27 protein-coding genes are annotated in these 22,612 nt (G+C 58.8%); 12 read left to right on the top strand and 15 right to left on the bottom strand.

Features of this window, described 5'->3' with window-relative positions; all coding sequences use genetic code 11:
* Positions 1-3 precede the first annotated feature (3 nt).
* From CI807_RS08055 to pelG, 4 genes are read left to right on the top strand one after another with little or no spacing between them, the layout of a single operon-like run.
* A complete protein-coding gene (locus tag CI807_RS08055) occupies positions 4-1,371 on the top strand; it encodes a PelD GGDEF domain-containing protein (RefSeq protein WP_016979091.1) in 1,368 nt (455 codons plus the stop codon).
* Complete coding sequence (locus CI807_RS08060) at positions 1,349-2,344, top strand: HEAT repeat domain-containing protein (RefSeq protein WP_095014304.1); 996 nt, start codon at positions 1,349-1,351, stop codon at positions 2,342-2,344. The genes CI807_RS08055 and CI807_RS08060 overlap by 23 nt, the downstream gene beginning before the upstream one ends.
* Positions 2,334-3,848, top strand: coding sequence for a GT4 family glycosyltransferase PelF (gene pelF, locus CI807_RS08065; RefSeq protein ID WP_095014305.1), 1,515 nt, complete (start codon positions 2,334-2,336; stop codon positions 3,846-3,848). Before CI807_RS08060 ends, pelF begins: the two co-directional genes overlap by 11 nt.
* Before the next feature lies 1 nt (position 3,849).
* Positions 3,850-5,220 carry an exopolysaccharide Pel transporter PelG gene (gene pelG, locus CI807_RS08070; protein ID WP_095014306.1) on the top strand — a complete coding sequence of 457 codons (1,371 nt, stop codon included), beginning with the start codon at positions 3,850-3,852 and terminating at the stop codon, positions 5,218-5,220.
* Between the two features lie 152 nt (positions 5,221-5,372).
* Here the strand turns inward: pelG and CI807_RS08075 are convergent, their stop codons facing one another.
* The 12 genes from CI807_RS08075 to CI807_RS08135 all read right to left on the bottom strand — a co-directional run bounded on the left by CI807_RS08075 (position 5,373) and on the right by CI807_RS08135 (position 14,175).
* A complete protein-coding gene (locus tag CI807_RS08075; protein ID WP_095014307.1) occupies positions 5,373-6,530 on the bottom strand; it encodes an ATP-binding protein in 1,158 nt (385 codons plus the stop codon).
* 358 nt (positions 6,531-6,888) lie between these two features.
* Positions 6,889-8,037 (bottom strand): tyrosine recombinase XerC, encoded by a 1,149-nt coding sequence (xerC, locus tag CI807_RS08080; RefSeq protein WP_095014308.1) that lies wholly within the window; start codon positions 8,035-8,037, stop codon positions 6,889-6,891.
* Positions 8,034-8,246: a hypothetical protein gene (locus tag CI807_RS08085; protein ID WP_095014309.1), complete on the bottom strand. Its 213-nt coding sequence runs from the start codon at positions 8,244-8,246 to the stop codon at positions 8,034-8,036. The genes xerC and CI807_RS08085 overlap by 4 nt, the downstream gene beginning before the upstream one ends.
* A gap of 101 nt (positions 8,247-8,347) precedes the next feature.
* Complete coding sequence (locus CI807_RS08090) at positions 8,348-8,521, bottom strand: hypothetical protein (protein WP_157742008.1); 174 nt, start codon at positions 8,519-8,521, stop codon at positions 8,348-8,350.
* A 251-nt stretch (positions 8,522-8,772) separates the two neighbouring features.
* Positions 8,773-9,375: a hypothetical protein gene (locus CI807_RS08100; protein ID WP_095014312.1), complete on the bottom strand. Its 603-nt coding sequence runs from the start codon at positions 9,373-9,375 to the stop codon at positions 8,773-8,775.
* Positions 9,372-9,635 carry a hypothetical protein gene (locus tag CI807_RS08105; protein ID WP_095014313.1) on the bottom strand — a complete coding sequence of 88 codons (264 nt, stop codon included), beginning with the start codon at positions 9,633-9,635 and terminating at the stop codon, positions 9,372-9,374. The genes CI807_RS08100 and CI807_RS08105 overlap by 4 nt, the downstream gene beginning before the upstream one ends.
* 95 nt (positions 9,636-9,730) lie before the next feature.
* Entirely contained in the window at positions 9,731-10,021 is a 291-nt protein-coding gene (locus CI807_RS08110; protein WP_095014314.1) for a hypothetical protein, read from the bottom strand.
* 5 nt (positions 10,022-10,026) lie between these two features.
* Entirely contained in the window at positions 10,027-12,738 is a 2,712-nt protein-coding gene (locus CI807_RS08115; RefSeq protein WP_095014315.1) for a toprim domain-containing protein, read from the bottom strand.
* Positions 12,738-12,971 (bottom strand): hypothetical protein, encoded by a 234-nt coding sequence (locus CI807_RS08120; protein WP_095014316.1) that lies wholly within the window; start codon positions 12,969-12,971, stop codon positions 12,738-12,740. Before CI807_RS08120 ends, CI807_RS08115 begins: the two co-directional genes overlap by 1 nt.
* A 75-nt stretch (positions 12,972-13,046) precedes the next feature.
* A complete protein-coding gene (locus CI807_RS08125; RefSeq protein ID WP_095014317.1) occupies positions 13,047-13,412 on the bottom strand; it encodes a hypothetical protein in 366 nt (121 codons plus the stop codon).
* Positions 13,409-13,888 carry a YmfL family putative regulatory protein gene (locus CI807_RS08130; protein ID WP_305883445.1) on the bottom strand — a complete coding sequence of 160 codons (480 nt, stop codon included), beginning with the start codon at positions 13,886-13,888 and terminating at the stop codon, positions 13,409-13,411. Before CI807_RS08130 ends, CI807_RS08125 begins: the two co-directional genes overlap by 4 nt.
* A 29-nt stretch (positions 13,889-13,917) precedes the next feature.
* Positions 13,918-14,175 (bottom strand): hypothetical protein, encoded by a 258-nt coding sequence (locus tag CI807_RS08135; protein WP_095017522.1) that lies wholly within the window; start codon positions 14,173-14,175, stop codon positions 13,918-13,920.
* Positions 14,176-14,276: 101 nt separating this feature from the next.
* Here CI807_RS08135 and CI807_RS08140 point away from each other — a divergent pair, with 101 nt between their 5' ends.
* Complete coding sequence (locus CI807_RS08140; protein WP_095014319.1) at positions 14,277-14,693, top strand: helix-turn-helix domain-containing protein; 417 nt, start codon at positions 14,277-14,279, stop codon at positions 14,691-14,693.
* 30 nt (positions 14,694-14,723) lie between these two features.
* Positions 14,724-15,269 (top strand): hypothetical protein, encoded by a 546-nt coding sequence (locus tag CI807_RS31270; RefSeq protein ID WP_157742010.1) that lies wholly within the window; start codon positions 14,724-14,726, stop codon positions 15,267-15,269.
* 137 nt (positions 15,270-15,406) lie between these two features.
* Here the strand turns inward: CI807_RS31270 and CI807_RS08150 are convergent, their stop codons facing one another.
* From CI807_RS08150 to CI807_RS08160, 3 genes are all read right to left on the bottom strand, one after another.
* Complete coding sequence (locus CI807_RS08150) at positions 15,407-15,655, bottom strand: ogr/Delta-like zinc finger family protein (protein WP_095014321.1); 249 nt, start codon at positions 15,653-15,655, stop codon at positions 15,407-15,409.
* A gap of 65 nt (positions 15,656-15,720) precedes the next feature.
* Positions 15,721-16,599 (bottom strand): phage portal protein, encoded by an 879-nt coding sequence (locus tag CI807_RS08155; RefSeq protein WP_177409624.1) that lies wholly within the window; start codon positions 16,597-16,599, stop codon positions 15,721-15,723.
* On the bottom strand, positions 16,511-18,568 hold the full coding sequence (locus tag CI807_RS08160; RefSeq protein WP_095014323.1) for a terminase large subunit domain-containing protein: 2,058 nt from the start codon (positions 18,566-18,568) through the stop codon (positions 16,511-16,513). Before CI807_RS08160 ends, CI807_RS08155 begins: the two co-directional genes overlap by 89 nt.
* 161 nt (positions 18,569-18,729) lie before the next feature.
* Here CI807_RS08160 and CI807_RS08165 point away from each other — a divergent pair, with 161 nt between their 5' ends.
* The 6 genes from CI807_RS08165 to CI807_RS08190 all read left to right on the top strand — a co-directional run.
* Positions 18,730-19,653 carry a GPO family capsid scaffolding protein gene (locus tag CI807_RS08165; RefSeq protein ID WP_095014324.1) on the top strand — a complete coding sequence of 308 codons (924 nt, stop codon included), beginning with the start codon at positions 18,730-18,732 and terminating at the stop codon, positions 19,651-19,653.
* Between the two features lies 1 nt (position 19,654).
* Complete coding sequence (locus tag CI807_RS08170; protein WP_095014325.1) at positions 19,655-20,674, top strand: phage major capsid protein, P2 family; 1,020 nt, start codon at positions 19,655-19,657, stop codon at positions 20,672-20,674.
* Positions 20,671-21,396, top strand: a complete 726-nt coding sequence (gene gpM / locus CI807_RS08175) for a phage terminase small subunit (RefSeq protein ID WP_095014326.1) — start codon at positions 20,671-20,673, stop codon at positions 21,394-21,396. The genes CI807_RS08170 and gpM overlap by 4 nt, the downstream gene beginning before the upstream one ends.
* A 97-nt stretch (positions 21,397-21,493) precedes the next feature.
* A complete protein-coding gene (locus CI807_RS08180; protein WP_095014327.1) occupies positions 21,494-21,955 on the top strand; it encodes a head completion/stabilization protein in 462 nt (153 codons plus the stop codon).
* Positions 21,952-22,395 carry a phage tail protein gene (locus CI807_RS08185; RefSeq protein WP_095014328.1) on the top strand — a complete coding sequence of 148 codons (444 nt, stop codon included), beginning with the start codon at positions 21,952-21,954 and terminating at the stop codon, positions 22,393-22,395. The genes CI807_RS08180 and CI807_RS08185 overlap by 4 nt, the downstream gene beginning before the upstream one ends.
* The coding region (locus tag CI807_RS08190; protein ID WP_177409567.1) for a phage virion morphogenesis protein at positions 22,385-22,612 on the top strand (228 nt) is incomplete at its 3' end. The genes CI807_RS08185 and CI807_RS08190, both read left to right, overlap by 11 nt.

A 22,612-nucleotide genomic window follows, 5' to 3' on the forward strand; every position in this document is an offset into this window, starting at 1 on the left:
GCAATGAATTCTCCACACATGGATTACAGCCTGGCGCCTCGCGCCAGCGGGCCGGTGTCTTGGCTGGAAACGCTATTGGTGACGGGCTTGGCCATTGGTCTTGGCTTCTGGCTGACTCCCGAAGACCCGTTGCAGATGCACGGTGGTTTCCCCTGGCCAATCCTGGCGCCGCTGCTGTTGGGTGTGCGTTACGGTTTTGTGCGCGGCCTGTTCAGCGCCGTGCTGCTGGTGGCGGCGCTGTTTGCCCTGCGCTACACCGGGCATGAAGGTTACACCCAGCTTGAACCGTCGTTCATCGTCGGTGTGCTGGTGTGCGGAATGCTGGTGGGCGAGGTGCGTGACCTGTGGGTGCGCCGCCTGGAGCGTCTGCAGATGGCTAACGAATACCGTCAGTACCGTCTCGACGAATTCACCCGTGCTCACCAGATCCTGCGGGTGTCCCATGACCTGCTGGAGCAACGCGTGGCCGGCAGTGACCAGAGCCTGCGCAGCTCGTTGCTGGGCCTGCGTGAAAAACTGCGTGGCATGCCGGTCGAAGGCGACGCACTGAGCGAGTTGGCCGAGCCGATCGTGGCGATGCTCGGCCAATACGGTGCACTACGTGTGGCGGGCCTGTACCGCGTCGACGACAGCGAGAAAAACGTACTGCCCCAGGCCTTGGCGATGATCGGCGTGATGGGGCCGCTGGAAACCGATGACGGTTTGATCAAACTGTGCCTGGAGCGCGGCGAACTGGTGAGCGTGCGTCAGGAACTGATCGACGCTGGCAACGCCGCGCAGTTTTCCTCGCTGCAGGCGTGCATCCCGTTGATCGATGCCGAAGGCCGTCTGCTGGCGGTCCTGGCGGTTCGGCACATGCCGTTCTTTGCGTTCCAGGATCGCACCCTGAGCCTCTTGTCATTGCTGGCTGGCCACATTGCCGACCTGTTGCGCCGCGATTCGCAAGTGCTGCGCCTGCCCGATGCGGACGCCCAGCAATTTTCGTTGCAACTCAAGCGGTCGCTGGTGGATGTGGAACAACACACGTTGCCTGCCGGGTTGTTCGCGTTCGAGATGACACGCGTCAACGACGAGCTGACACGCTTGATGGCGCGCAGCCAACGTGGCCTTGACCTGCACCTGCCGGTGCGCAATAACCGCGATCACGCGTTGCTGCTGGTGCTGTTGCCGTTGACCAGCCCGGAAGGCACTCAAGGCTACCTCGCACGTATCGGCCTGTTGCTGCACGAGCACTTTGGCATCGACACGGATCTGGACAGCCTGGGTGTACGGGTCATGCCTTTCAATCTGGAGCCTGGCTGTGATCGCAACGGGCTGCGTAACTTCCTTTACAACGAGTGTGGCCTGAATGATCAGCAAGTGGCTGTTTAGCGGCGCCGTGTTGTTGGAGGCGGGCAGTTGGGCCAGTTTGTGGCTCGATGCGCCGCAGGTCCACCAATTGCTGGTATTCACCTTCAGCCACGGGTTGGCCTGCCTGATGCTCTGCGGCGCCGTCTGGTTGCTGTTGCCGGCACGCTACCGGGCGCCGTTGCCGTGGAGCCCGTTGTTCATTTTCAGCCTGGCGTTCTTTGTGCCGGTGATCGGCACCCTGGGTGTGGTGGCGTCGATTTTCCCGGCGCTGTATTTGCCGCGTAAACGCGACCAGCAAGCGTGGCAATCGGTCGGCATTCCGGGCCTGCCGTTCCGTGCACAGGCCCAGACGCGCACGCCGATCTTCGCCGATGGCGGGTTGCAGGACGTATTGCGTCACGCGCCCAACCCCGATCAGCGACTGGCCGCCCTGTTGGCGACACGCCGCATGCCGGGCAAGGACGCAGTGCCCATCCTCAAACTGGCCTTGGGTGACCCCAGTGATGACGTCCGTCTGCTGGCGTACTCGATGCTCGACAAGCAGGAAAGCGACATCAACCTGCACATCCAGATGGCCTTGGAGCAGTTGGCGGGCGTCAGCCCTCGCACGGCCGGCCCGGTGCACAGCATGCTGGCGCGCTGGTATTGGGAGCTGGCCTACCTCGGCCTGGCCCAAGGCAGTGTGCTTGAGCACGTGCTGAGCCAAGCCAGTGAACATGCCGAGCAAGGCCTGGCGGCCGGTGAGGGCGGTGAGCTGTTGTTGCTGGCCGGCCGTATTGCCCTGGAGCGCGGTGAAAATGAGCGAGCTGAAGCCCTTTTGCACGAGGCTGAGCGAAACGGCCTGGGTGCGGCTCAGTTACTGCCTTTTCATGCCGAGCTGGCGTTCGAGGCGGGGCGCTATCACGAGATTCCCGGGCTGCTCGCCAGCCTGCCGGAAAAAACCCGTCAGCGGCCACCTTTTGCTGAGTTGGTGAGGAGCTGGAATGAATCATAAGGAAGCCACCCCGACGGCCGACATCTGCCTGCTGCTGGAAGGCACCTGGCCTTACGTGCGCGGCGGTGTATCGAGCTGGATTCACCAGATGATCCTCGGCCTGCCGGAACTGACGTTTTCGGTGATGTTCATCGGTGGTCAGTGTTCGGCGTATACCTCGCGGCGTTATGAAGTGCCGGCGAACGTGTTGCACATCGAAGAGATGTTCCTCGAAGACGCCACGCACCCCGCCGACACCCGTGGTACGCCACGCGATGCCGACCCGCAGCAGCTAGCCGACCTGTATCGCTTTTTGCATCACCCGGATCCGCCCGAGCGGGCGCTGGGGGAGCGCATGCTCAATTGCATCGCCGAGGGCCACATGACCCTGGATGATGTGCTGCGCAGCCGGGCCAGTTGGGAAACCCTCAGTGAAGGCTATCGCCAGCATTGCGCCGACCCTTCTTTCGTCAACTATTTCTGGACCCTGCGCTCGTTGCAGTCGCCCTTGCTGATGCTCGCCGAAGCCTCGCGCAAGATGCCGCCGGCGCGCGTGCTGCATTCGATCTCCACCGGTTACGCCGGGCTGCTGGGTTGCATCCTCAAGCATCGCTGGAACTGCACTTACCTGCTGAGCGAACACGGCATCTATACCAAGGAGCGCAAGATCGACCTGGCCCAGGCCACGTGGATTGCCGAAACCTCCGGGCAGGCGCTCAACCGCAGCCTCGACGGAGGCTCGGGGTACATCCGCACGCTGTGGGTGCGCTACTTCGAACGGATCGGCCAACTGGCCTACAACAGCGCCGACAAGATCATTGCCTTGTATGACGGCAACCGTCAGCGCCAAATCAAGGACGGTGCCGACCCGAGCCGTACGGAGTTGATCGCCAATGGCATCGACCTGTCGCAGTGGTCCCGTGCCATGGAAACCCGTGAGCCGGGCATTGCGCCTGTCGTGGGTTTGATCGGGCGCGTGGTGCCAATCAAGGATGTGAAAACCTTCCTGCGTGCCATGCGTGGTGTGATCAGCGCCATGCCGAACGCCGAAGGCTGGATTGTCGGCCCCGAAGAGGAAGACCCGGAATACGTCAGCGAGTGCCGCAGCTTGATGGCGAGCCTGGGGCTTGAAGGCAAAGTGCACTTCCTGGGCTTCCAGCGCATCCAGGACATCTTGCCCAAGCTGGGCCTGATGGTGCTGACCTCGATCAGCGAGGCGCAACCCTTGGTGATCCTCGAAGCCTGGGCTGCCGGTACGCCGGTGATCAGCAGCGACGTGGGTTCATGCCGCGAACTGATCGAAGGCGGCAGCGCCGAAGACCGCGACCTGGGCGTGGCGGGCAAGGTGGTGGCGATTGCCGACCCACAGGCCACGTCCGCCGCCATCCTCGAACTGCTGCGCAGCCCCGAGCGCTGGAAGGCTGCACAGGCCGCCGGCTTGCTGCGGGTCAACCGTTACTACACCGAAGCCTTGATGCTGCAGCGCTACCGCGACCTGTACCAGGCAGCCATGGAGAACAGTTAAAATGGCCGGCATTGGCTTCGAACTGCGCAAGATCCTCTCGCGCGACTCATACACCGCCACCTTGCACGCTTATGTGTACGCGGGCCTGATCAGCTCTGGCCCGTGGGTGCTGTCGATCATCAGCGTGATGCTGGTGGGGATCATCAGCTTGGGGTTGCTGTTGCCCAACGCGCTGGTGGGGCAGTTCCTGGTCACGGTGACCTACCTGATGGCCAGCTCGTTGATCCTCACGGGCGGCCTGCAGTTGTTCTTCACCCGCTTCGTGTCCGACCAGTTGTTCGAGCACAACTACGAGCAGATCCTGCCCAACCTGTTGGGCATCCTGTTGATGGTCACGGTCGGCGCCGGGGTGTTGGGGATCATCGTGCTGACGGTACTGTTCGATCAGCCGCTGATCTACCGTGTGCTGGTGCTGTCGAACTTCGTGGTGCTGTGCAACCTGTGGCTGGTGATCATCTTTCTCTCGGGGATGAAAAAGTACAACCGCATCCTGCTGGTGATGGTGGTGGGTTACTCGCTGATGGTGGCGAGCGCCTACCTGCTTAGCTTCCTGAAAATGCCTGGCCTGTTGCTGGCGTTGTTGATCGGGCACGGCAGCCTGCTGTTCCTGTACCTGTACGACATCCTGCGCGAATACCGCGCCGAGAAGATGATTGCCTTCGATTTCCTCAATCGTCGTAACGTCTTCCTCAGCCTGTTGGTGACGGGGTTCTTCTACAACTTCGGCATCTGGGTCGACAAAATCCTGTTCTGGTTCAACCCCGGCACCTCCAACGCGGTCATCGGCCCGCTGCGCGCCTCGATCCTGTACGACATGCCGATCTTCATCGCCTACCTGGCGATCATCCCCGGCATGGCCGTATTCCTGGTGCGCATCGAAACCGACTTCGCCGAATGGTACGACCGCCTGTTCCGCGCCATTCGCGACGGCGAGACCTTGCAGCACATCGGCTCGCTGAAAACCGAAATGACCCTCTCCATCCGCCAAGGCCTGCTGGAAATCTGCAAGGTCCAAGGCCTCACCGTGGTGCTGCTGTTCCTCTTCGCCCCACGCCTGCTGGAGTGGATCGGCATCTCCAGCTACTACTTGCCGCTGTTCTACATCGACCTGATCGGCGTGAGCATCCAAGTGGTGTTCATGGCGTTGCTCAACGTGTTCTTCTACCTCGACAAACGCCGCGTGGTGCTGGAGTTGTGCGTACTGTTCGCCGTGCTCAACGCCGCCCTGACCCTGCTCAGCATGCACCTGGGGCCTAGCTTCTTTGGGTATGGGTTTACGCTGTCGTTGCTGGTGTGCGTGTTGATGGGGCTGGCGCGGTTGTCGTCGGCGCTGGAAGATTTGGAGTATGAGACGTTTATGTTGGCGCGGTGATTGGGGGGGGGGCGGGACGAAAAAAGGCACTTATGCGGTTAACGGGAAGTGCCTTTTTTTGTGGGTGTGGGGGGCGACCTAGACCTACTGACTTTCAATCAGTTGCTCAAACAAAAAGCCGGGACAGAGGCGAAGAAGCCTTGTGAAGACCTCTAACCTTCGCCAATCAACGCCCGCTCCTCCAACCAAATTTCCTGAACAAACTGATCCGTAATCGCATAGATCCCATGTCCGCGCCGCATGATGATGTTCTCCGCAACCAGTGCGATCACCACCGGTTGAATCTCCTCAACCCGAACCTCGCGACCGACCGTCTTCGAATACTCAGCCGCTGCGTCGACGGAGAATATCCCACGGGCATCACCTTCCGTCGCTGCGATCTTGTTGAAAATCGCTTGAGCCAAACTGCCCAGTTGTTCAACTTTCTCAAGCTCAATGCTCGCCGCTGCTGAGCGCAGCGTACTGGCAATCACGGGTAGGAAAAGATCGGGATCACCGTCCTGCTGCATGAGTTGGCGAAGTGCCTTGAGCATTTCTTCTGGTCGGTTCCCCAGCGTATTGAACGCCTCGATAGCTGCGTCGATAGAGGGAAGCTTTTCCTTCTTCACCGTCATCGCAAGTCGGTCAAGCAGGAATTCAACGTAATCGCCTTTCAACAATGGATAGGCCGCAGAGGTAGCGCCGGAAAACGCCTGGTTGCGTTTGGCGGTCAGCTCGCTCACTTGGGCCCTGTGGGAGCCGGTGCCGATAAAGAGGAAATACCCCGGCGTATTGGGGCGTGGGTTGATCGCATCACGTGCAGCCTTGAGCGCCAATAGCAGTTGGTTGCCATCGTCCGAGGAAATGGCTTGCTGCACTTCGTCGATGATCAGCACGAGGTCAGTCTTCGCTTGGTCGACAACCTCCGTAAGTGCTTGAGCCAACGTAGGGCCATCAGCATTGCCAATGCTGTCGAGCTTGAAGCCAAATTTGAAGCCTGCCACGCCCAAGTCAACATTGCTGACACGCTTGAGCATCTCCAGGGCTGAGGAACCTGGCGTCTGCAGCTCTTGCAGGGTTTTGTGGATGGCGTTGTGCACGAGCATTGCCGGGTTGGCCAGCGTGTCACTCCATAGGTCGACGTAAATGACGAGAGCGCCAGCTGCTTCCAGGGCGGGAATCAGGTCGTTTCTCAGAAATGTCGTTTTACCCGTGCGGCGCAGGCCAGACAGAAACAGGCCTGAGCGCAACCCTTCATCGAGTACGCCTGGATTAAGAAGCTGGTTTGCCATTGATTCAGCCAATTCAGGGCGCTGAAATATGCTGCTCATGCAATTATCCCTTTTTATGGATACGCCATAATTATTGCCAGTTCATAATTTAGCATAAAGGCTGAAAGATGAAGCTTTGAGGCTGAAGTGGTGTTTTTTAAGGGGAAAGGGACTGGTTGAAGCGAGGGGGGTGTGTGATTCAGCTATGAACACCTCAGAAACAACAAAGCCCTCACATTTCTGTGAGGGCTTCGTCTTATATGGTGCCGGCACCAGGAGTCGAACCCGGGACCTACTGATTACAAGGAAGGTGCTTCAAACATACAAATCAATGGGTTACGTGATTCCTTATTACGTCCAGACACGCCAAGGCCCGCGTAGATGGCGGGCCCTGTGTCGCTTGTTACGTCCGATTTTCTTAGTCTGCAGAAGGGGAAACGGTCGGTATGCTGTGGTCGTAGACGTCCATCATCTTCGGGTCGCGGTGGCCGCTGGCCTCCTGTTTATCCGCCCGAGTGCCAACTGTGTCGGTGATGCCACGACGTTTCAGATCGTGAAGGGCGAACCGTTGCTCCGGTGTGATGATCTCGTCGACGAGAGCCAGGGTGATGAAGCGCTGCCATGCGGTGTCCAGGCTGGACTTTCGAAGCGGACCACCGTGGCTGGCCACGATGATGTTTCGCCGTGACGGCATGATCGGTATTGCTGTTTTGCGTTTGGCCCATACCTTGGCTCGATAGGCCTTTGCGTTATCCCACGCTTTGCGCAGTCGAGGCGTCCAGCGAACAATGTTGTCCCGGCTACCCTTGCGACGGTTGGTCAGAATCCCGGTCTCCAGCTCGTTCTCGTCGGTCAAGGTAACGACTTCGATACCTCGTAGCCTGCATAGATAGGCCAGCTCCATGACGTAGCCGAGATATTCCGGGCAGCCACCTTTTTCGCCGCGTATCAGCAGGCCCCGGGCAATTGCTCGATCGATGAGTGTGTCCATGACTTGATGGTTCGGCAGGCGGCGTTGCTTTCGTTCGACTGGGGCTTCAATGCCTAGGGCGGGGTTCACTTCCAGGTAGCCGCGGTTGCGCCCCCACTGCAGCACGCGCCGCAGGTAGCGAAGGGCGTGGGCGGCTTTGGACGGGGTGCCTTCATCTGCTAGCCGATCGACGATTCTTTGCACCAGGGCAGAACTAAACTTCCGCACAGCCAGATCACCCAGCGGCTTACCCAGCCTGGTGGGCAAGCTCAGCAGGACATCACGCGAATAGCAGTAATCGCTATGGGTTTTGGGGCTGAGCTTCTTATAGCGATCACTTTCGTGGAACTGCGCGCAAACGTAGCGAAGCGTTCCACGGTCGACGTTGGATGCGTCATCCATGATCTGGTGCAGTTCGGCCAAGGAAACATCAGCCGGCGCAATGTTGCGCCGGCGCTGTTTTCCCGTTTCGTCATAGTGCAGCGTGTACCAGACTTGACCTTTTCGGTGGTCAAAGTAAACGGCCGCTGGGAGAGCGGCCTGGTCGATATGTGCTGGAATGTGCGGATTATGCTTCCGCTTCCGTGCTTTTTTCATAGGATGTCGGAGTCGTATCGTTCTGCTGCGGCTGGCTTCATGCCTGCGGCCTGGTTGATAAGGTCCAACGTCGTCCAGGGCCCGGTGCGGCCACGGAACAAGCGAACGCCCTGGTCGATCAGGGACCGTTCAACGTCAGAACGGCGTTGGTAGCCGGTTATGCGCTGCAGGTCGGTGAATACCAGGACGTTGTCCGGTCGGGAGTTCATTGCTAGCCCTCAGTAAGCTGGAGCACCCCGGGCAGTGTAGTGCTGCAGCCGGGGTTAAGTGATTAGAACCTGGTTGTATCTTTGCTGGTTTTGCCGGTCGGTCAGGTGGTCGTAAGTGTGATCGGGTTGCCACTCTCACGACTGAACATACTCAACACAAAGGGCCCAGCCGCGCTCAGGAGGTCAAGGTGGGTGTAATCAATAGCTGGAAAAGCACCTGCTTCTAGCAATGCGTCTTCAATATTTGCCATCGTGATACTGAGCAGATCGGACAATGAGTTCTCGTCGTAGCGTGAGCGTCGACGTACCAGACGCCTCTTATCGGACATAACGTTTCTCCCGAGCTGCTCGCGCAGCAATTTTCTCTGCCATCAACGTCTCCCATTCTTCGGATTTCCGTTGTTGACGTTGTTTGCTGCAGCCCTGGTGCCGGCGAGTCGAACGAGCAAAGCCACAGATATCGCAGACGCTGGGCAGATCAAGCCGCTTGCTGGCCAGCGCTGGGCGTGTGCGCGGGGTGCTTGAGTCAGCCATTGCTCACCTCACGCTTGGATAGTTTGGTGGTCCTGGCCTTTTCGAATTCGCCGGCGGTTATTTCTACTGCTCCCACGATCCAACCAGATGTCGGCTGGCCTGCAGCAACTTTGCTCAGGTGATTAGCCTCGTCGATGTCGAAACCGAGGTGGAAGTAAGCCGTGCCGTCCAGTTCAAACTTGATTCCGCCGCAAAGCATTAAGCTACCGGTGTTTACGCCGAGCTGTTCCCAATAGGCATGTGTGTCGAGACTTGGGGGGCAATGAGTCTCCCATTGCGCAACCAGGCGTGCGTGCTCCGCCTTGATCGCTGCCCGCTGTTCTTTGGTCAACCCCTTGGGGACAACAGCTGCAGCGCGCAGGCTGCGATAACCCCATTCATCTGGTCGACGCCAATGCGCATCGAGTTCACGGCCAGACCCTAACTTCACACCGCCGGCAAAGTGCGAAGTAATGTCGCGCATTGGTGCGATCGCCCCGCCGAATAGCTCACCAAGGCGTTGCATTGCCGCAAGCTGGACGTCCTTCTGGTCATAGAAGCTGCGAACGATTGCCACCGCGTCAAGTGCGACAGTCTTGTAGTAATAGCTGCTCATACGGATGCTCCGGTGGAAGTAGATTTGGCCAGCAGCTGGGACACAAAGGCCCTTTCATTGGCGGAGAGATCGCCCTGCAGGTGGGCCATGGTGGTGACTGCCTCGAGGCGGATCCGGGCGTCGGGCGTCTTGTGGACCTGGTAATCGAAAAGCGCGGTACCGACGATGCGTATGGCCATCAGGTGCCGCGCCGCCTGCAGTCCTTCTGCCGGCACTGTGGTAGCCTTCGGATCGCTGCTGCTTTGGTGCTCTGCTTGCATGGTGTTGCCCTCAGTGGTGGTTGGTACCGGGGAGCTGTAACTCCTCGGTGCCCTTCATTTGCCGGCGTAGCCGGTGTCCGGTCCGGTGCTTAGGCTCATGCCTTTCGCAACAGGTGAATAACCAGGTCTTCAAACTCCCCTTCGTCGTTGCAGGACTGCCACTCCAGCACGGCCTGCACTTGCTCCCGAGAGCAGTCCATAACGAAAATCTCGCTCTGGCCACCGGTGGCCCGAACCTCAAGAATTTGGACGAGGCCGTCAGCGCTGTAGGCTTCGGCAAACACGGTTCTGCCCTGGTAACCCAGCTGAACCATTACCGCGGTGATCCGGCGGATCTCCTCGGCTGCGTTGTCCTGTTCCCGCTCAACAATCAATTGGATGTGCATGGCGATCACTCCCGGAAGATGAAGCAACGCATGGTCGACGGGATGTGAGCAGTCGGCGCCATATCCTGCTGACGTGCTCGGATCGCGCTTTCCACGCGTTTCTGAGTGTCCAAGCAATGATGAGCACGGCAGTCTTTGAGCAGTCGGCGCAGCACTGCCAGGTCCGGAATGCGCTGGCGGTGCTCCAGGGCGACCTCCGCGAACTGGTTAAGGTTGATGGCGATCAAGCCAGGCTTTTTGCTGTGGTTGACCATCGGGGCAGAGGGCAGCGACTCCAGGTAATCAAACACCTGCCAAAACTCGTTCACTTCCTTCGGATCGGTGCTGATCGCCGCCTGGCGCTCGTTGGCTGCTTTCAGAAGGTATTTGCGGCAGGCCTGGACCATGTGGTCCGGGATGGCGATGACGAGCTGCAGGCAGTCCAGCAGGGCCAGCATCATGCTGTGGTTCTTGATAACCCGATCGGATGCCAGGTTTCGGCTGGCCCAAAGCTCGGCGCGGTATTGGGGATACAGTTCCGCGAAGCGCTTGAGCACCTGCGGCTCGGCGCGCATTGCCTTCACCATGAAGTGGCTGACGTGCTCCAGCTCGGTCTGAACAATTGCGTCAGCAGCCTTGCGGCTCTTATCGGTGATCACCGGCTTGAGAAACGGCAAGCGGACGATACGGCTGATGATCGCTTCGTGGCCGGTAACGATGGCGTTCTGAGCGATTACGATGGACGCGCGAAACGGCGGTTCGTAGGTATCGTTGCTGTTGGACTTGACGCCCCGGGTACGCAGGGTGCCGCCGCCATAGAAGTCCTTGAACTGGTCCCATTCGAAGGCTTTGGTATTGTCCTCGTTGGTGTTTCGGTCAGCCTCAAGAAGCACCAATGGCAAGTTGGCCACCTGGCCCATTGCGCGGCTCAAGCCTGAGAACGAACTTTTGGCCGGATCGAAACCCTCGTAGGTCCGCCCGAACAGCTTCCAGATGAACTTGATCAGCGTGGTTTTGCCCGAATCGGGCTCACCCGACATTTCCAGAAACGGAAAGCTCTCATGTTCTGCCCGGATCTGCTCGGCGAACAGCGAGCCAAACCAATAGGTGAGGGCAAGAACGCCATTCTCGCCAAAGACAGTCCATAGGTTCGGCAGCCAGTCTTCGCGATAGCCCTTACTGTCCAAGGCCATTTTGATTTTTACCGACTTCATCAGGCATTTGACCCGCTGCTTTCCGAACTCGAAATAGTCCTCGTCGTTGGCCTTGTAAATGGACCCGCCGTGGATAGCGATGTCGTTGAAGATGTACGCCTTGTGATCGCGGCTGTAGCCCAGGAAGTCGATGGTCTCGACGGTTTTCAGGCGTTCGGTTTGACGGATAATGATCTGGTCCAGGTGCTTTTGCGTGCCCAGCCAGGTCGCGCCCGAATACATCAAGCGGGTCTTAAACTCGCTGCTTGAGGAGATTTGCTTCGGCGTGAACGTGTAATTCTCGCCATGGTCGTCGTGGATACCCAACACCTGGAAGTAAAACCACGCCTCGTTGGTGACGTCGTTCACCTGCTTGTACAGCGCCTCAAAACGGCAGTTGGCCAAGAGCTTCAAGCTGCAGACGTTCTGCAGCACCTTGCGGCGTGCAGCCTTGTCGTTGAGCTGTTGATCCTCGTGGTCTTCGCTGGTTGCCAGTGCCTTTTGTTCTTCCTCAAGCTTCGACAAATCGAACTTGGCCCAGTAGGTTTGGTTGCCGAAGTCAAAAGCGAACTCTGGGAAACCCTCCTCCCAGGTGTACATCAGCAGCGCCTTTTCTTTCGGCGAGGGAGCCAGCAGCAAGTCACCCTCATGACGCGCGGCATCCAGGTCACGCTTACGCTTGTCATTACGCGCTTTACCTTCTTCTTCGAACTGCCAGCGCTGGTGCAGGTCGTTCCAGTCGACTTTCTTATCCCGCTGGGGAATCAGCGCCGCCTTACAGGTGAAGCCCATTTCACGTGCCTGTTTGACCCAGCGCAGCAGGTAGCCGCGAGCAGTTGGCTCGTTGTCCAGGGCCCAGACCAAAGTGGGCAGGTTGCCCGGGCGCTGCTCGACCAGACGTTTCAACGCTTCTACTGGGAAGTTCACACTCGACATGGCCGACACCGCGTCGACGTCGTTTTGCACCAGGGCGGTGGCGTCGAAGATGCCCTCGACAATCCACAGCTCTTTCACCTTGGCGAGGTCCACGCTCGGCGGGCACCACAACTCACCCTGGGCGCTATATTGGGGCTTGAAACGGGCTTTCATCTTGCCGAAGCGGGAAGGGCGATCGATCAGGCGTTCCCAGTAGCCACCGTTCGGCAGGGGGAATCGAATCGTGGCACTAGACTCTCTCGTTTCGTGATTGACGTAGTTCTCTTGGGTGAACCAACCGGTCATAGCTCCGGCATTTAAACCACGGGCAAATTCCAAGTAAGCACGTGCGGTTACGGTCGGATCGTTGTCAGTAGCCGGCGCGCGCTTGCTCCAGTCCTCAAACAGATCCTCATAGATTTCTTTGACGTGCTCGATATGGCCGCAGCGCTCCGGCCGGCCGCAGCGGATCTGCCAGGGCTTGTCGTGGCGGGCATACAGCTCTTTCTTGTTGCAGGCAGGGCAAACCCCGCCCCGCATGTAATTCGTGCCTGCACGTAGCTTCAGGCCGAAGTCATCTTCCAGCCGCTGAAGTAGTTGAGTGCGGATATCTTCATTCATCATTGACATTATTTCGCTGCTTTTAAGCTGTGAGAGAGCGCGGCCATCAGGCGTTTTTGTGCTGCCATTACCGGAACGTGGGCGAGGATTGCGCCGTGGCGAAGACCGTCCGCTACAAAGCGGAATTGGTCGTCGTACCAATGTTCATTGAGGCTCAAGCGGTACTGTTCACGCAGCGCGGCCAGCAACGCTTCGGCCTCGGCCGGGGGCAGTTGAGTGGTGACAATTACGGCGTTTACCATCGTGAAACCTCGACTTCGGGCGCAGTTCACCCAAACCCACAAGACGTGGGACCGGCGTTTGGTTTGGGTTGGGTGTTACGAGTGCGCGGAGCGCAGACGGACGTTGTCCGGGGTGTTCAGGACGCGTTGATAGATCAGGCTGACAGGCACAGACCAGCAGTGCCCTTTGACTGGATCGCGGATAACCACAACGGTCTCGGTGCTGTGGTCCAAGATGAGACGCTGACGGAAAGCGATTTCCATTAACTCAACGTGGGCAAGGGAAGCCAGTTTGGTTGCAACCGATTCTGCTACGTCGAAGCTGTTCACCAGGTGGTTGATGGCACGGTTAAGCAGTGCCGACAGATCGCTCAGGTGTTCGGCTTGATGGCGCTCAAGGAAAGCCAGGGCGGCGTTCTGCATGCATTCCTGATAGTCCAGGGCATTGGTTTGAGTGGTCATTTGGCTTTCCCCGATTTGGCGCGGTAGAGATCGATCGCGGCATACACTTCGGCGGTGCGTGCGGCCATGTGCAAGGTATGGGCGTTCTGGATCAGCTCGGCTTCAACGTCGGTGATCACCCCGTCATCAAGTGCCTGGGCAATGATCTGGTCGACCGTCCCTTGTTTGGCTGAACTCTGCATAGCCCGTGCGTACATCTCCACGTTATCCAGTCTGTCTGGATGGACCACTGGGACGAACATGCCGCCGTACATTGCCGCGACGTAGTTGGGCAAGTGGTGAGTGCCCGTAACCTGCTCCAGCTGGTAGATCTGGGCATCGGTCAGCGGGCGGCAGCTGTTGTTCTCATAAGCATGGTTATCAAACTTTTTGAGCGGCAGGCCGATCCGGGCGGCAGCACATTCGCGGCCACCTGAGTAGCTGCAAATGATTGCGCTGACCACTTCCCGGCGCGTTTTTAGAACTCGACTTTTCATCTTCTGCTGTTCCCTCAGTGTGGTGGCCATTACTGTGCAATCACGCCGTCTTTCGCCGGCTGTTCGATGGCTTCAGCGAGAATTCCCGGCAAAATTTCCTCCCCAATGAATTTCGATAGATCGCGCAAAATGAAGAATGTAAGTCGTCCCTGAGGCAGCGAGTCGTGTCCAGCCCAGCGTTGGACGGCTTGCGTGACTGTCCTCGTTCCGTAGCCATGACTCATCGCGAACTGGCGGAAATTGCTGCCGCGTTCGATCAGTCGTGCCTGGATCTGGCGCTTCTCCATCGCTTGGCTCATGATTGATGTGTTCCTATTTGGTTAAGATGTACTCATTGCGCATAAGCCTATTTATTCTTTTTAAATAAATCAAGCGGTACTTACTCTTAATGCATAAAAAGTCTTTGGACGCTGTGCTTGAACGCCTGATGACGGTTTTTTCCGTTGATAGCGATAGCGAGCTGGCCCGTAAGCTGGATGTGAACCGGCAGACGTTGGGGAGTTGGCGTAGCCGTCAATCCATTCCTTATGCGTTATGCATAAGCGTGAGCGAGGCTGAGGGTGTTTCTCTGGACTGGCTCTTGACTGGGGAGGGGACACAGGCGAGAGGTATTTCTGCTCCAGTTCCCGAGACGGTGGTCACCAACCCTCAGGAAGAGGCAATTCTTACTCTATTTCGGTCTTTAGAAGAGGCGGATAGACGGGAGATACAGAGCGCTGCTGAAGAAAAGAAACGCATGAGGGACATAGAGCAGCGGTTGGAGGATCTGACGGTTGCCCTTGCTGACGTTAAAAGACACGCATGATGGTTTATGCCCCCAAAAAAGGATTTAAAGATGGCTATACCAAGACCAGGAAACATTCAATCAGCCCATGTTCTGGCGTTCTGTGACAGCGTTGTTCCTGCACAACTTCCCATTTTGATCCCGCACGAACCTCTGGCTCACAAGCCATTGCTGGAATGTCTCGCAATCGTCCCAGAGCATGTGTCCCATCACGGCGGAAAACAGCTTACGGGCTGGGCCATTTGGGAGGGCACCCATATCATCGAAGCTGAGTTCCACGCTGTCTGGCAGGATCCTGATGGCCGTGTCGTTGACTTGACCCCCCGACCGCCTGAGATGACATTGGCTAACATCCTCTTCTTGGAAGACCCTAGCCGTGAATACACCGGCAGACAGATCGATAACATCCGAAAGCCGTTGGTGGACAGTTTCAACGTGAAGCGTCTTATCAAATTGATGGAACGACGATTTGAAATACTGAACGAGGGTGACTTGGCCGACCAGTATGAAGTCCAGCTCTCTCCGGCCGTGGACCGGGAGTGCCGGGAGCTCGAAAAGGAGGTGATGAAGTTGCAACTTCGGCTCTCGAAGTTCTGATGCAAGGCCAACAGAGCGGCGCTTATGAACCAAAATTTTCATAGTCTGCTTATTCCTTGAGTTGTCTTGTTCCGCATAACTCAACAATGATTGAGTCTCTACCCATCGCCGGTTTGCTGACGGCGATTCAGCCTCGATCATGCCGCGCCCAGTTGATCGAATAACTCCCGTTGTTTCGCCTTGGGCATATCCCTCAAACGATCAAACAGCATTCTTTCGTAGGATTGAGCTGAAGGGCTGAGCGTGTGCGAAAACGTCAAATTCGCTACCCAGGTGTGCCCGCACGTTGCGTCGAGGCACTGGCAGTAAAGCTTCGCAAAATCCTGCGATAGCTCTTCCCTTGAAGCAATCCGGCCCTTATTCCCGCATTTGCATACAACTCTCATTGTGTCCCTCCCCAGGGCAGCCAATAGCCACTATTTTGCCACATTTTGTAGTGGCAATAGCTGCTTTAAGACGTTTGCCCAGTGTTATCGACTGGTGTTTTGGTTTCTTGCCACGATATTTTCCTGTCTCGCCGAAGCGTGTCGTTCAACTGGTTGAACAGCTGACAGATCGGCCTGATCTCGTTGCTGGTGTACACGCGATCGATCTTCTCGATGTCCCCAAACCCTCCATTGTTCTCAGGGATGATCCCTGCAAGGGCTGGGTTCATTCGCCAGGCGGCGATCACATCGTTACGGGTGATGTTCTTCACCTTCTCCAGCTCGTCTTTGGCCTGGAAGTCCCCCACGGGGATGATCTGGATCGCGTTTTCCTTGCCATTGGGGATGTTGACGAACATTGAGCGGAAGTTGCCCACGCCCTTGCTCGCGCTGATCTGCGCGCGCAGGTTCTCCTCGTCTTCCTCGGTCAGGTCCGGGTCGTTGGTGTAGAAGATGTAGCCCGCGTGCGCGCCGTTGCTGTAGTAGCGCCGGCGGAACAGCGTTGCGGCTTCGTTGAGCAACAGCGCCTGCAGGCCGCCCAGGTAGTCAGGCACGCCATAGATGTTCTGTTCCACGTCATAGTCCAAGACGTGTTCGATTTCGTCTTGGTCAAAGTCCATGAACTTGCTATCGGGCAGCAGCATCCGGAACCCGCCGTCGACCTTCACCCGCATGTTGATGGCCGGTAGGTGCTGCATCTCCAGTACTTCACCGAAGGCGTTGGTATCGCGGTAGAAATACGCCTCCCCGAACACCATGTAGTCCAGGCTGGCCCGCCCCATGGTCTGCGTGCTGCAGCCCTCGGACGGAATGAATTCACGCAGCAGCAAGTTGCGCTTGAACTTGGGAATAGCGCCGTGGTGCGCGTTGGCGCGCAGCAGCTTGGCCAGGCCCGCCCGGGACACTGGCGGTTTGTAGATCTCGCCGTCGTCGCTGAGAAACACCCCCAGGTACTCGCCGATGTTGCCGGACAGCACCTGTTCGGGTTCCCCGAAGGTGAACGCCCGCATGGGCTGCGGCTGTCGCGCCTGTGGGCTGGTTTGGGGCTTTTTGTGTCGTGGCTTGGGCATTGGTTCCGCTCGTGACGTAGCGGCTACGGCGCCGCTTGTTGGTGTTGAGGGGTTCATTGAACAGGGCGTGCATGATCGACCAGGCGATATCGGCGTGGCCGGTGGCGTCGGTGCGCGAAGCGCTGTAGGTCACTTGCCCGCTGGTGGTGGTGCCGCGCTTGATGGTCAGGAACGCCTGGGCGATGTCGGTCCACCCGGCGTCCCATTCGATGCGGCTGCCCTGGATCGTGTCCTGGGCCTTGAGTACCAGCAGGTTTTTGGTCTCAAGGCTGTAATGGATCGGCGTGGCTTTAGGGTAGAAGTCGCGCACCAGGTCGAACACGCCATAGCCCACGCCGGTGATATCGATACCGATGTGTTGGACGTTGAAACGCTCGGTCAGCTTTTTGACCTGGGCGGCCTGGTAGTTGAACGAATGCCCCCGCCAGCTGTGCTTTTCCAGGATGCGGAATTTCGCCCCAGGTTCCAGCGGCGGGGCGACCACCACGCACGTGGCGTCGTCGCGGGTGCGGCTCGGATCGTAGCCAAGCCACACCGGACTGTTGCCGAAAGGACGATCCAGCTCCGGGTTATAGTCCTCCCACAACGACAAATCGGAGTAGCAGCGCTCCAGATCCTTGAGACCGAACGCGCTCTGGCTGCTGTCGATGAACTTGCAGTAAAACAGCTGCTGGAATTTGTCTTCGTCGTACTCCAGCTGCAGCTGCTCCAGGTCGAACAGATCGCACCCGCCATCGATCGCGTCCTGGATGGTGATGGTCTTGCGCCATTGACCATCGGGGCACAGTGCGCCCTGGGTGTAAGACGCCTCGGTGGGCCAGGTGCCGCCGGCTTTCTTGCCGCGTTTGCTGTTGCGGAATTCCTCGCCCGACCAGAACGGGTATGCCTGGTGCGACACCGCGCTGGGCGTCGAGAAGTAGGTTTTGCGCCACTTCTTGTGGGTGCCCATGGCGCTGGCCACGGTGCTGAGCTTTTCGAAGTCGCGGATCCAGAAGTACTCATCCACGTACACATGGCCGTGGTAGCCCTGGGCGGTGCTGCTGTTGGTCGACAGGAAGCGCAGCTCGGCGCCGTTGCTGAGCGTGATCGGATTGCCGGTCAGCTCGATATCGAACCACTGTTTGGCAAACTGGATGATGTAGCTGCGGAAAATTTCCGACTGCGAGCGGCTGGCCGACAGGAACACCTGGTTGTCACCAGTCAGCACCGCGTCCATGAACGCTTCGCCGGCGAAGTAGTAGGTCAGGCCTACTTGGCGACTCTTGAGGATGTTGCGGATCCGGCTGGTCAGCGGGTTTTGCTTTGCGGCAAACAGCTCCTGCTGATAGCGGTACATCTTGCTGATGAACTTATCCAGGAAGTCGACTTCGGTCAGACCGCTGATGTCGTTCTTGGCCTTCTTTTCCTTTTTCCTGTCGCCACCCTCGCCACGGCTGGAGCGTTCGCCACGCGATCGCCTGCGCGGTTCCTGGGGCTCGCCCGTGTCGTCGCCGTTCGATGCCGCCACCGGTGCGGGCTTGGCCGCTTGTTTCAGCAGGCGTTCGCGAACGACGGTCAGCCGGTCCAGTTCGTTGAGATCGTCTTTGGACAGGCTGCCAACCTTATCCAGGAGCAGGGTGATCCGCCGGCCGACGGCCGTCAGCGGTTCTTCGTCCGACAGCATGTCTTCCCAGCCGCCCTGGCGGATCCAGTAGTAGACGATCCGGATGTTGGGCAGGTTGAGCTGCGCCTGAATTTCCTTGGCCTTACAGCGGCGCAGAAACAGGCGTTTGGCGGCTTCTTTAACTTCGGTCGAGTAGTACATGGGCCGCAGTCTATGCGGCGAAAACGCTGGAAACGCGGGGTTAAATTCCGTGATCCGCCTATATCTCGAATATAGGAGAAACGCGCATTTGAACCGTTTGTTTGAGGGCTAACGGCTCCCTATCTTGGCGGCTCATTCAGTGATTGAGCGCAGTCAAATCCATGCCCCGTTCCCTTGTATCCTTCTGGAAACGTGTCGCCACCAGCGGAGCCACCGTTGATGGGCGCGTGATCCTTCCCCAGGAACTGCGCGATATCGCTGAAACCTACAAGCCGTCGTTCTACACGGCGGTGATCTGGTGCGACCACGAACGCTGGCCAGGCTCCCACGGCACCGTTTACGCGGTACGCCTGGTGGAAGAAGCCGAAGACCTGGAGCCGGGCGAAGTAGCGTTGGAAGCGCAGTTGAAGCCCAACGACCGCCTGCTGTACCTGAATGACCAGGGCCAGAAGCTGTTCAGCAGCATCGAAATTACCCCGGACTTCCGTGGCAAGGGCAAAGCCTACCTGACTGGTTTGGGCGTTACTGACCAGCCGGCCAGCGTCGGCACCCAGGAACTGTATTTCTCGCACCAGAACACCCGCGCTTCCTATTACGCCGCCTCGGTCGAACTCGGCCGCCTGCAGGACGACAGCCAACCAACTGCCGAAACCGGACTGATCAATGCCCTGACCGGCTTTTTCAAGCGTTTCGCCACGGAAGTGCTGCCCACCGAAACCACTCCACCCAACACAGAGAGCAAACCCCCAATGGATGAAGCTACAGCAACGGCTTTGACGGCCCTGGTGGCGCAGCTGCTGGTTGTCGCTGCCGGCCTCCAAGCCGTCATTGAGCCCGCCGCCGCCGATGCGCCTGAACCCGATCAAGACCTGATCGATGACGTCAGCACGGCCGTGGATGAGATCGTGGCCACCGCCGAGGAAGAGCGGGAATTCCGACGTAAAGGCGGCGCGTCGAACAAGGCTGTCCTCGCCGCATTGACGGATTTGCAGGCGAAATTCTCCGCGCTGCAGAACACCTCCGCCGGTCGCCAGTTGCCGCGCAACCCTGGCCCTGTAACCACCACCAAGAAAAAGGTGCTCTGACATGGCCCAGCCATTAAGCGCCCGGGGCGCCAAGCAGTACGCCGAGCTGCAGGAAGCGATCGCCGAAGCGTACGGCATCGAAAACTCCACCCGCATGTTCAGTGTGGACCCGACGATTGCCCAGGAGTTGAACGACGCGATCACCGCGAAGGCTGACTTCCTGGAGCGTATCAACGTCACCCCGGTCAGCGAGATCAAGGGTGAAAAGGTCTTCATCGGCGTGAATGGCCCGGTCACCGGCCGCACCAACACCAAGACCACCGATCGCGAAGCCAAAGACGCATCGGCGTTGGACAATAGCACCTACGAGTTGGCTGATACCCAGTCAGACGTGGGCCTGCCGTACGCCAAGATCGACGCCTGGGCGAAGTTTCCCGACTTCAAAGAGCGCTATTCCGCTGCCGTGCAAAAGCGTATCGCCCAGGACCGAATTGTTATCGGCTTCCACGGCACCCGCGCTGCAACGCAGACCGACCTGGCAGCGAATCCCAAGCTACAGGACGTGAACAAGGGCTGGCTGCAACAACTGCGCGAACAGGCCCCGCAGCAGGTACTGAAAGAGGGCGCCGCCGCTGGCAAGGTTACGTTGGGCACCGGTGGTGACTACGCCAACCTTGATGCTCTGGTGCATGACACCAAGCAGATGGTCGACGAGATCCTGCGCGAGGACGGCGACCTGGTCGCAATCATCGGCACCGACTTGCTCGCCTCTGACAAGGCCAAGCTCTACACCAAACAGGGTGATACGCCGACCGAAAAAGAGCGCATCGAAAACGCCCAGGTCATCGCGACCTACGGCGGTCTGCCGGCGTTCAGCGTGCCGAACTTCCCGGTCAACGCGGTGCTGGTCACCAGTTGGGACAACCTGTCGATCTACTACCAGGACACCAGCTGGCGCAAACAGACGATCGAGAACCCGAAGCGCTCCCGCGTCGAGGACTACAACAGCCGCAACGAAGGTTACGTGATCGAGCAGCTGGAAAAGATCGCACTGACCGAAAACGTGGAGCTGCTGGCGTGAGCCTGGCCCTGGCGCATAAGCGCCGCATCCTGGCCCTGGGCAGCACTGCAGTAGCGGTAATTGCCGCTACTGCAGGCATGGCCTACACCCCGGGCGATGCCCTGAGCAGCCCAGCCAATGCGCGCAAGCACCTGCTGCTGCAGGAAGCGGCATTAGACCAGGACCTGGCGCGCATCAGCGCGATCAATGGTCTGGCCGGACGCCAGGCACTCAAGCGCGACGAGCTGCTGCCCAAGTATCAGGAATACGTGCAGCGCTATTGCGAGTCGGGGCTGAACTTCCCAAACCGCGTGGCAGTGCAGGTATTGGTCTGGCTGTTCGACACCGCCCAGTTCGATGACGCCTTGGAGCTGGCTGATTTCCTGATCGAGCAGGGTCAGCAGATGCCGGAGCGCTTTAAGCGCCGCGACATCCAGACCTTTGTCGCCGACGCCGTGTGTGAGTGGGCCTACGCCGAATACAAAGCCAACCGCAGCCCAGAGCCTTACCTCTCCGACTTGCTGCCTCTGGTCGACGGTGAGTGGCAACTGACGGAGCAGATCCCGAGCAAGTACCACAAGTTGATCGGTATGCGCGCCATGGAGGCCGGGAGTTTTGAAGTCGCACTCAAGCACCTGGAGCGCTCAACGGAGCTGTACGCCCAGGCCGGCAACGACACCCGTATCGAAAAGGTCCGCAAGACCCTGGCAAAACAAGCGGCCGCTAACCCGGCCACCGAATAACCGACTACCCCCCCCAGCGTGGACCTGTGGAAGTGAGCCGCCCATTTATGGACCGTCCCACTGAAAACAGGCTCCCCGCCCTATTTGAGCGGTCAGCATGAGCTTTTCAGGCAAACCTACCACTTTTGTGGAGCAAGGCATCAAGAATGACGGCTTTTGGCCGGACCTCTCTGCGTCCGAGTTCCAGAAGAGTTACCGCCTGCCGGCGGAGTACCTGGTGGACATGCTGGCCACTGACCTAAACACCGCGATGCACGAGGTGAACCTCGATCTGGCGAAGTGCAAAGCGCGCTGGCAGGGCGCTGGCGTGTCAAGCGTTGAGTCTGCAGACACCACCGTCTTGCCGGAGCGCACCCATCAAGTGGCGCTGTACAAACGCGCCGTCTATACCCGCGCCAAGGCCAGCCTGCTGACCCAATTCGCCACGGTTACTCGCCGAGATCTGGCCGAGAACACCGGCAAGGAAGCCCCGGAGCGCGGCGAAACCTTCTTGGCGTTCAGCCAGCAGGCCGTGCGCGCCCTGCAGGGCCGTGGCCGCATCACGGCGGAGCTGCTGTGATCAAGCTCCAAACCCTGACCCGCTACCTGCTCGATCGCAATCTGGTCGCGCCGGAGCAACTCGACAGCTGGACGGACCAGGTGCAGTTGGAATTGATCTGGAAGCCGGACGTCCAGGGCATGCACATGGGTGACATGAACTACAGCGCGACCATCGTGATAGAGCGGTTCGCCGATCATCCGGCGCGGCTGATGGCCCTGGTTGGTAGCTGGCTGGAAAGCCACGACCAGGACCGCGACGGGCTGCCCAGTGTCGTGTTCGACGTGACCATGCTCGACAACGACCTAGCCGACGTCGACGTCAAACTGCAGTTCAGCGAGCCGCAGTACCTCACTGAGGATCCAGCTGGCGAGATCGAGGCCTTTGGTCAGACCTGGGCATTCGTACCGTTTGAGCTGTGGGTGGCCGAGAAGGGCGAGGTGACCGGCCGTGGCGCGTAGCACTTTTGACCTGGACATACGTGGCCTGCTGGGTGCTGAAGAACAGCTCGCGCTGCTCAATCTGCCACATCAACTGCGCCGCCGCCTGCTGAACAACGTCAGCAAGCGCGTGCGCAGCGCGAGCCGCCAGCGGATCCGTAACCAGCAGAACCTGGACGGCTCTCCGTTTGAGGCCCGCAAAGGCTCGAGCAAGGGCAAAAAGAAGATGGAAGCCGGC

The organism is Pseudomonas sp. NS1(2017), assembly GCF_002269425.1.
GTDB classification, from domain to species: Bacteria; Pseudomonadota; Gammaproteobacteria; order Pseudomonadales; family Pseudomonadaceae; genus Aquipseudomonas; species Aquipseudomonas reactans.

Coding starts and splice junctions, on each gene's coding strand:
- CI807_RS08055 (WP_016979091.1), top strand. CDS start 4: ATGAATTCTCCACACATGGATTACAGCCTGGCGCCTCGCGCCAGCGGG.
- CI807_RS08060 (WP_095014304.1), top strand. CDS start 1,349: ATGATCAGCAAGTGGCTGTTTAGCGGCGCCGTGTTGTTGGAGGCGGGC.
- pelF (WP_095014305.1), top strand. CDS start 2,334: ATGAATCATAAGGAAGCCACCCCGACGGCCGACATCTGCCTGCTGCTG.
- pelG (WP_095014306.1), top strand. CDS start 3,850: ATGGCCGGCATTGGCTTCGAACTGCGCAAGATCCTCTCGCGCGACTCA.
- CI807_RS08075 (WP_095014307.1), bottom strand. CDS start 6,530: ATGAGCAGCATATTTCAGCGCCCTGAATTGGCTGAATCAATGGCAAAC.
- xerC (WP_095014308.1), bottom strand. CDS start 8,037: ATGAAAAAAGCACGGAAGCGGAAGCATAATCCGCACATTCCAGCACAT.
- CI807_RS08085 (WP_095014309.1), bottom strand. CDS start 8,246: ATGAACTCCCGACCGGACAACGTCCTGGTATTCACCGACCTGCAGCGC.
- CI807_RS08100 (WP_095014312.1), bottom strand. CDS start 9,375: ATGAGCAGCTATTACTACAAGACTGTCGCACTTGACGCGGTGGCAATC.
- CI807_RS08105 (WP_095014313.1), bottom strand. CDS start 9,635: ATGCAAGCAGAGCACCAAAGCAGCAGCGATCCGAAGGCTACCACAGTG.
- CI807_RS08110 (WP_095014314.1), bottom strand. CDS start 10,021: ATGCACATCCAATTGATTGTTGAGCGGGAACAGGACAACGCAGCCGAG.
- CI807_RS08115 (WP_095014315.1), bottom strand. CDS start 12,738: ATGTCAATGATGAATGAAGATATCCGCACTCAACTACTTCAGCGGCTG.
- CI807_RS08120 (WP_095014316.1), bottom strand. CDS start 12,971: ATGGTAAACGCCGTAATTGTCACCACTCAACTGCCCCCGGCCGAGGCC.
- CI807_RS08125 (WP_095014317.1), bottom strand. CDS start 13,412: ATGACCACTCAAACCAATGCCCTGGACTATCAGGAATGCATGCAGAAC.
- CI807_RS08130 (WP_305883445.1), bottom strand. CDS start 13,888: ATGAAAAGTCGAGTTCTAAAAACGCGCCGGGAAGTGGTCAGCGCAATC.
- CI807_RS08135 (WP_095017522.1), bottom strand. CDS start 14,175: ATGGAGAAGCGCCAGATCCAGGCACGACTGATCGAACGCGGCAGCAAT.
- CI807_RS08140 (WP_095014319.1), top strand. CDS start 14,277: ATGCATAAAAAGTCTTTGGACGCTGTGCTTGAACGCCTGATGACGGTT.
- CI807_RS31270 (WP_157742010.1), top strand. CDS start 14,724: ATGGCTATACCAAGACCAGGAAACATTCAATCAGCCCATGTTCTGGCG.
- CI807_RS08150 (WP_095014321.1), bottom strand. CDS start 15,655: ATGAGAGTTGTATGCAAATGCGGGAATAAGGGCCGGATTGCTTCAAGG.
- CI807_RS08160 (WP_095014323.1), bottom strand. CDS start 18,568: ATGTACTACTCGACCGAAGTTAAAGAAGCCGCCAAACGCCTGTTTCTG.
- CI807_RS08165 (WP_095014324.1), top strand. CDS start 18,730: ATGCCCCGTTCCCTTGTATCCTTCTGGAAACGTGTCGCCACCAGCGGA.
- CI807_RS08170 (WP_095014325.1), top strand. CDS start 19,655: ATGGCCCAGCCATTAAGCGCCCGGGGCGCCAAGCAGTACGCCGAGCTG.
- CI807_RS08180 (WP_095014327.1), top strand. CDS start 21,494: ATGAGCTTTTCAGGCAAACCTACCACTTTTGTGGAGCAAGGCATCAAG.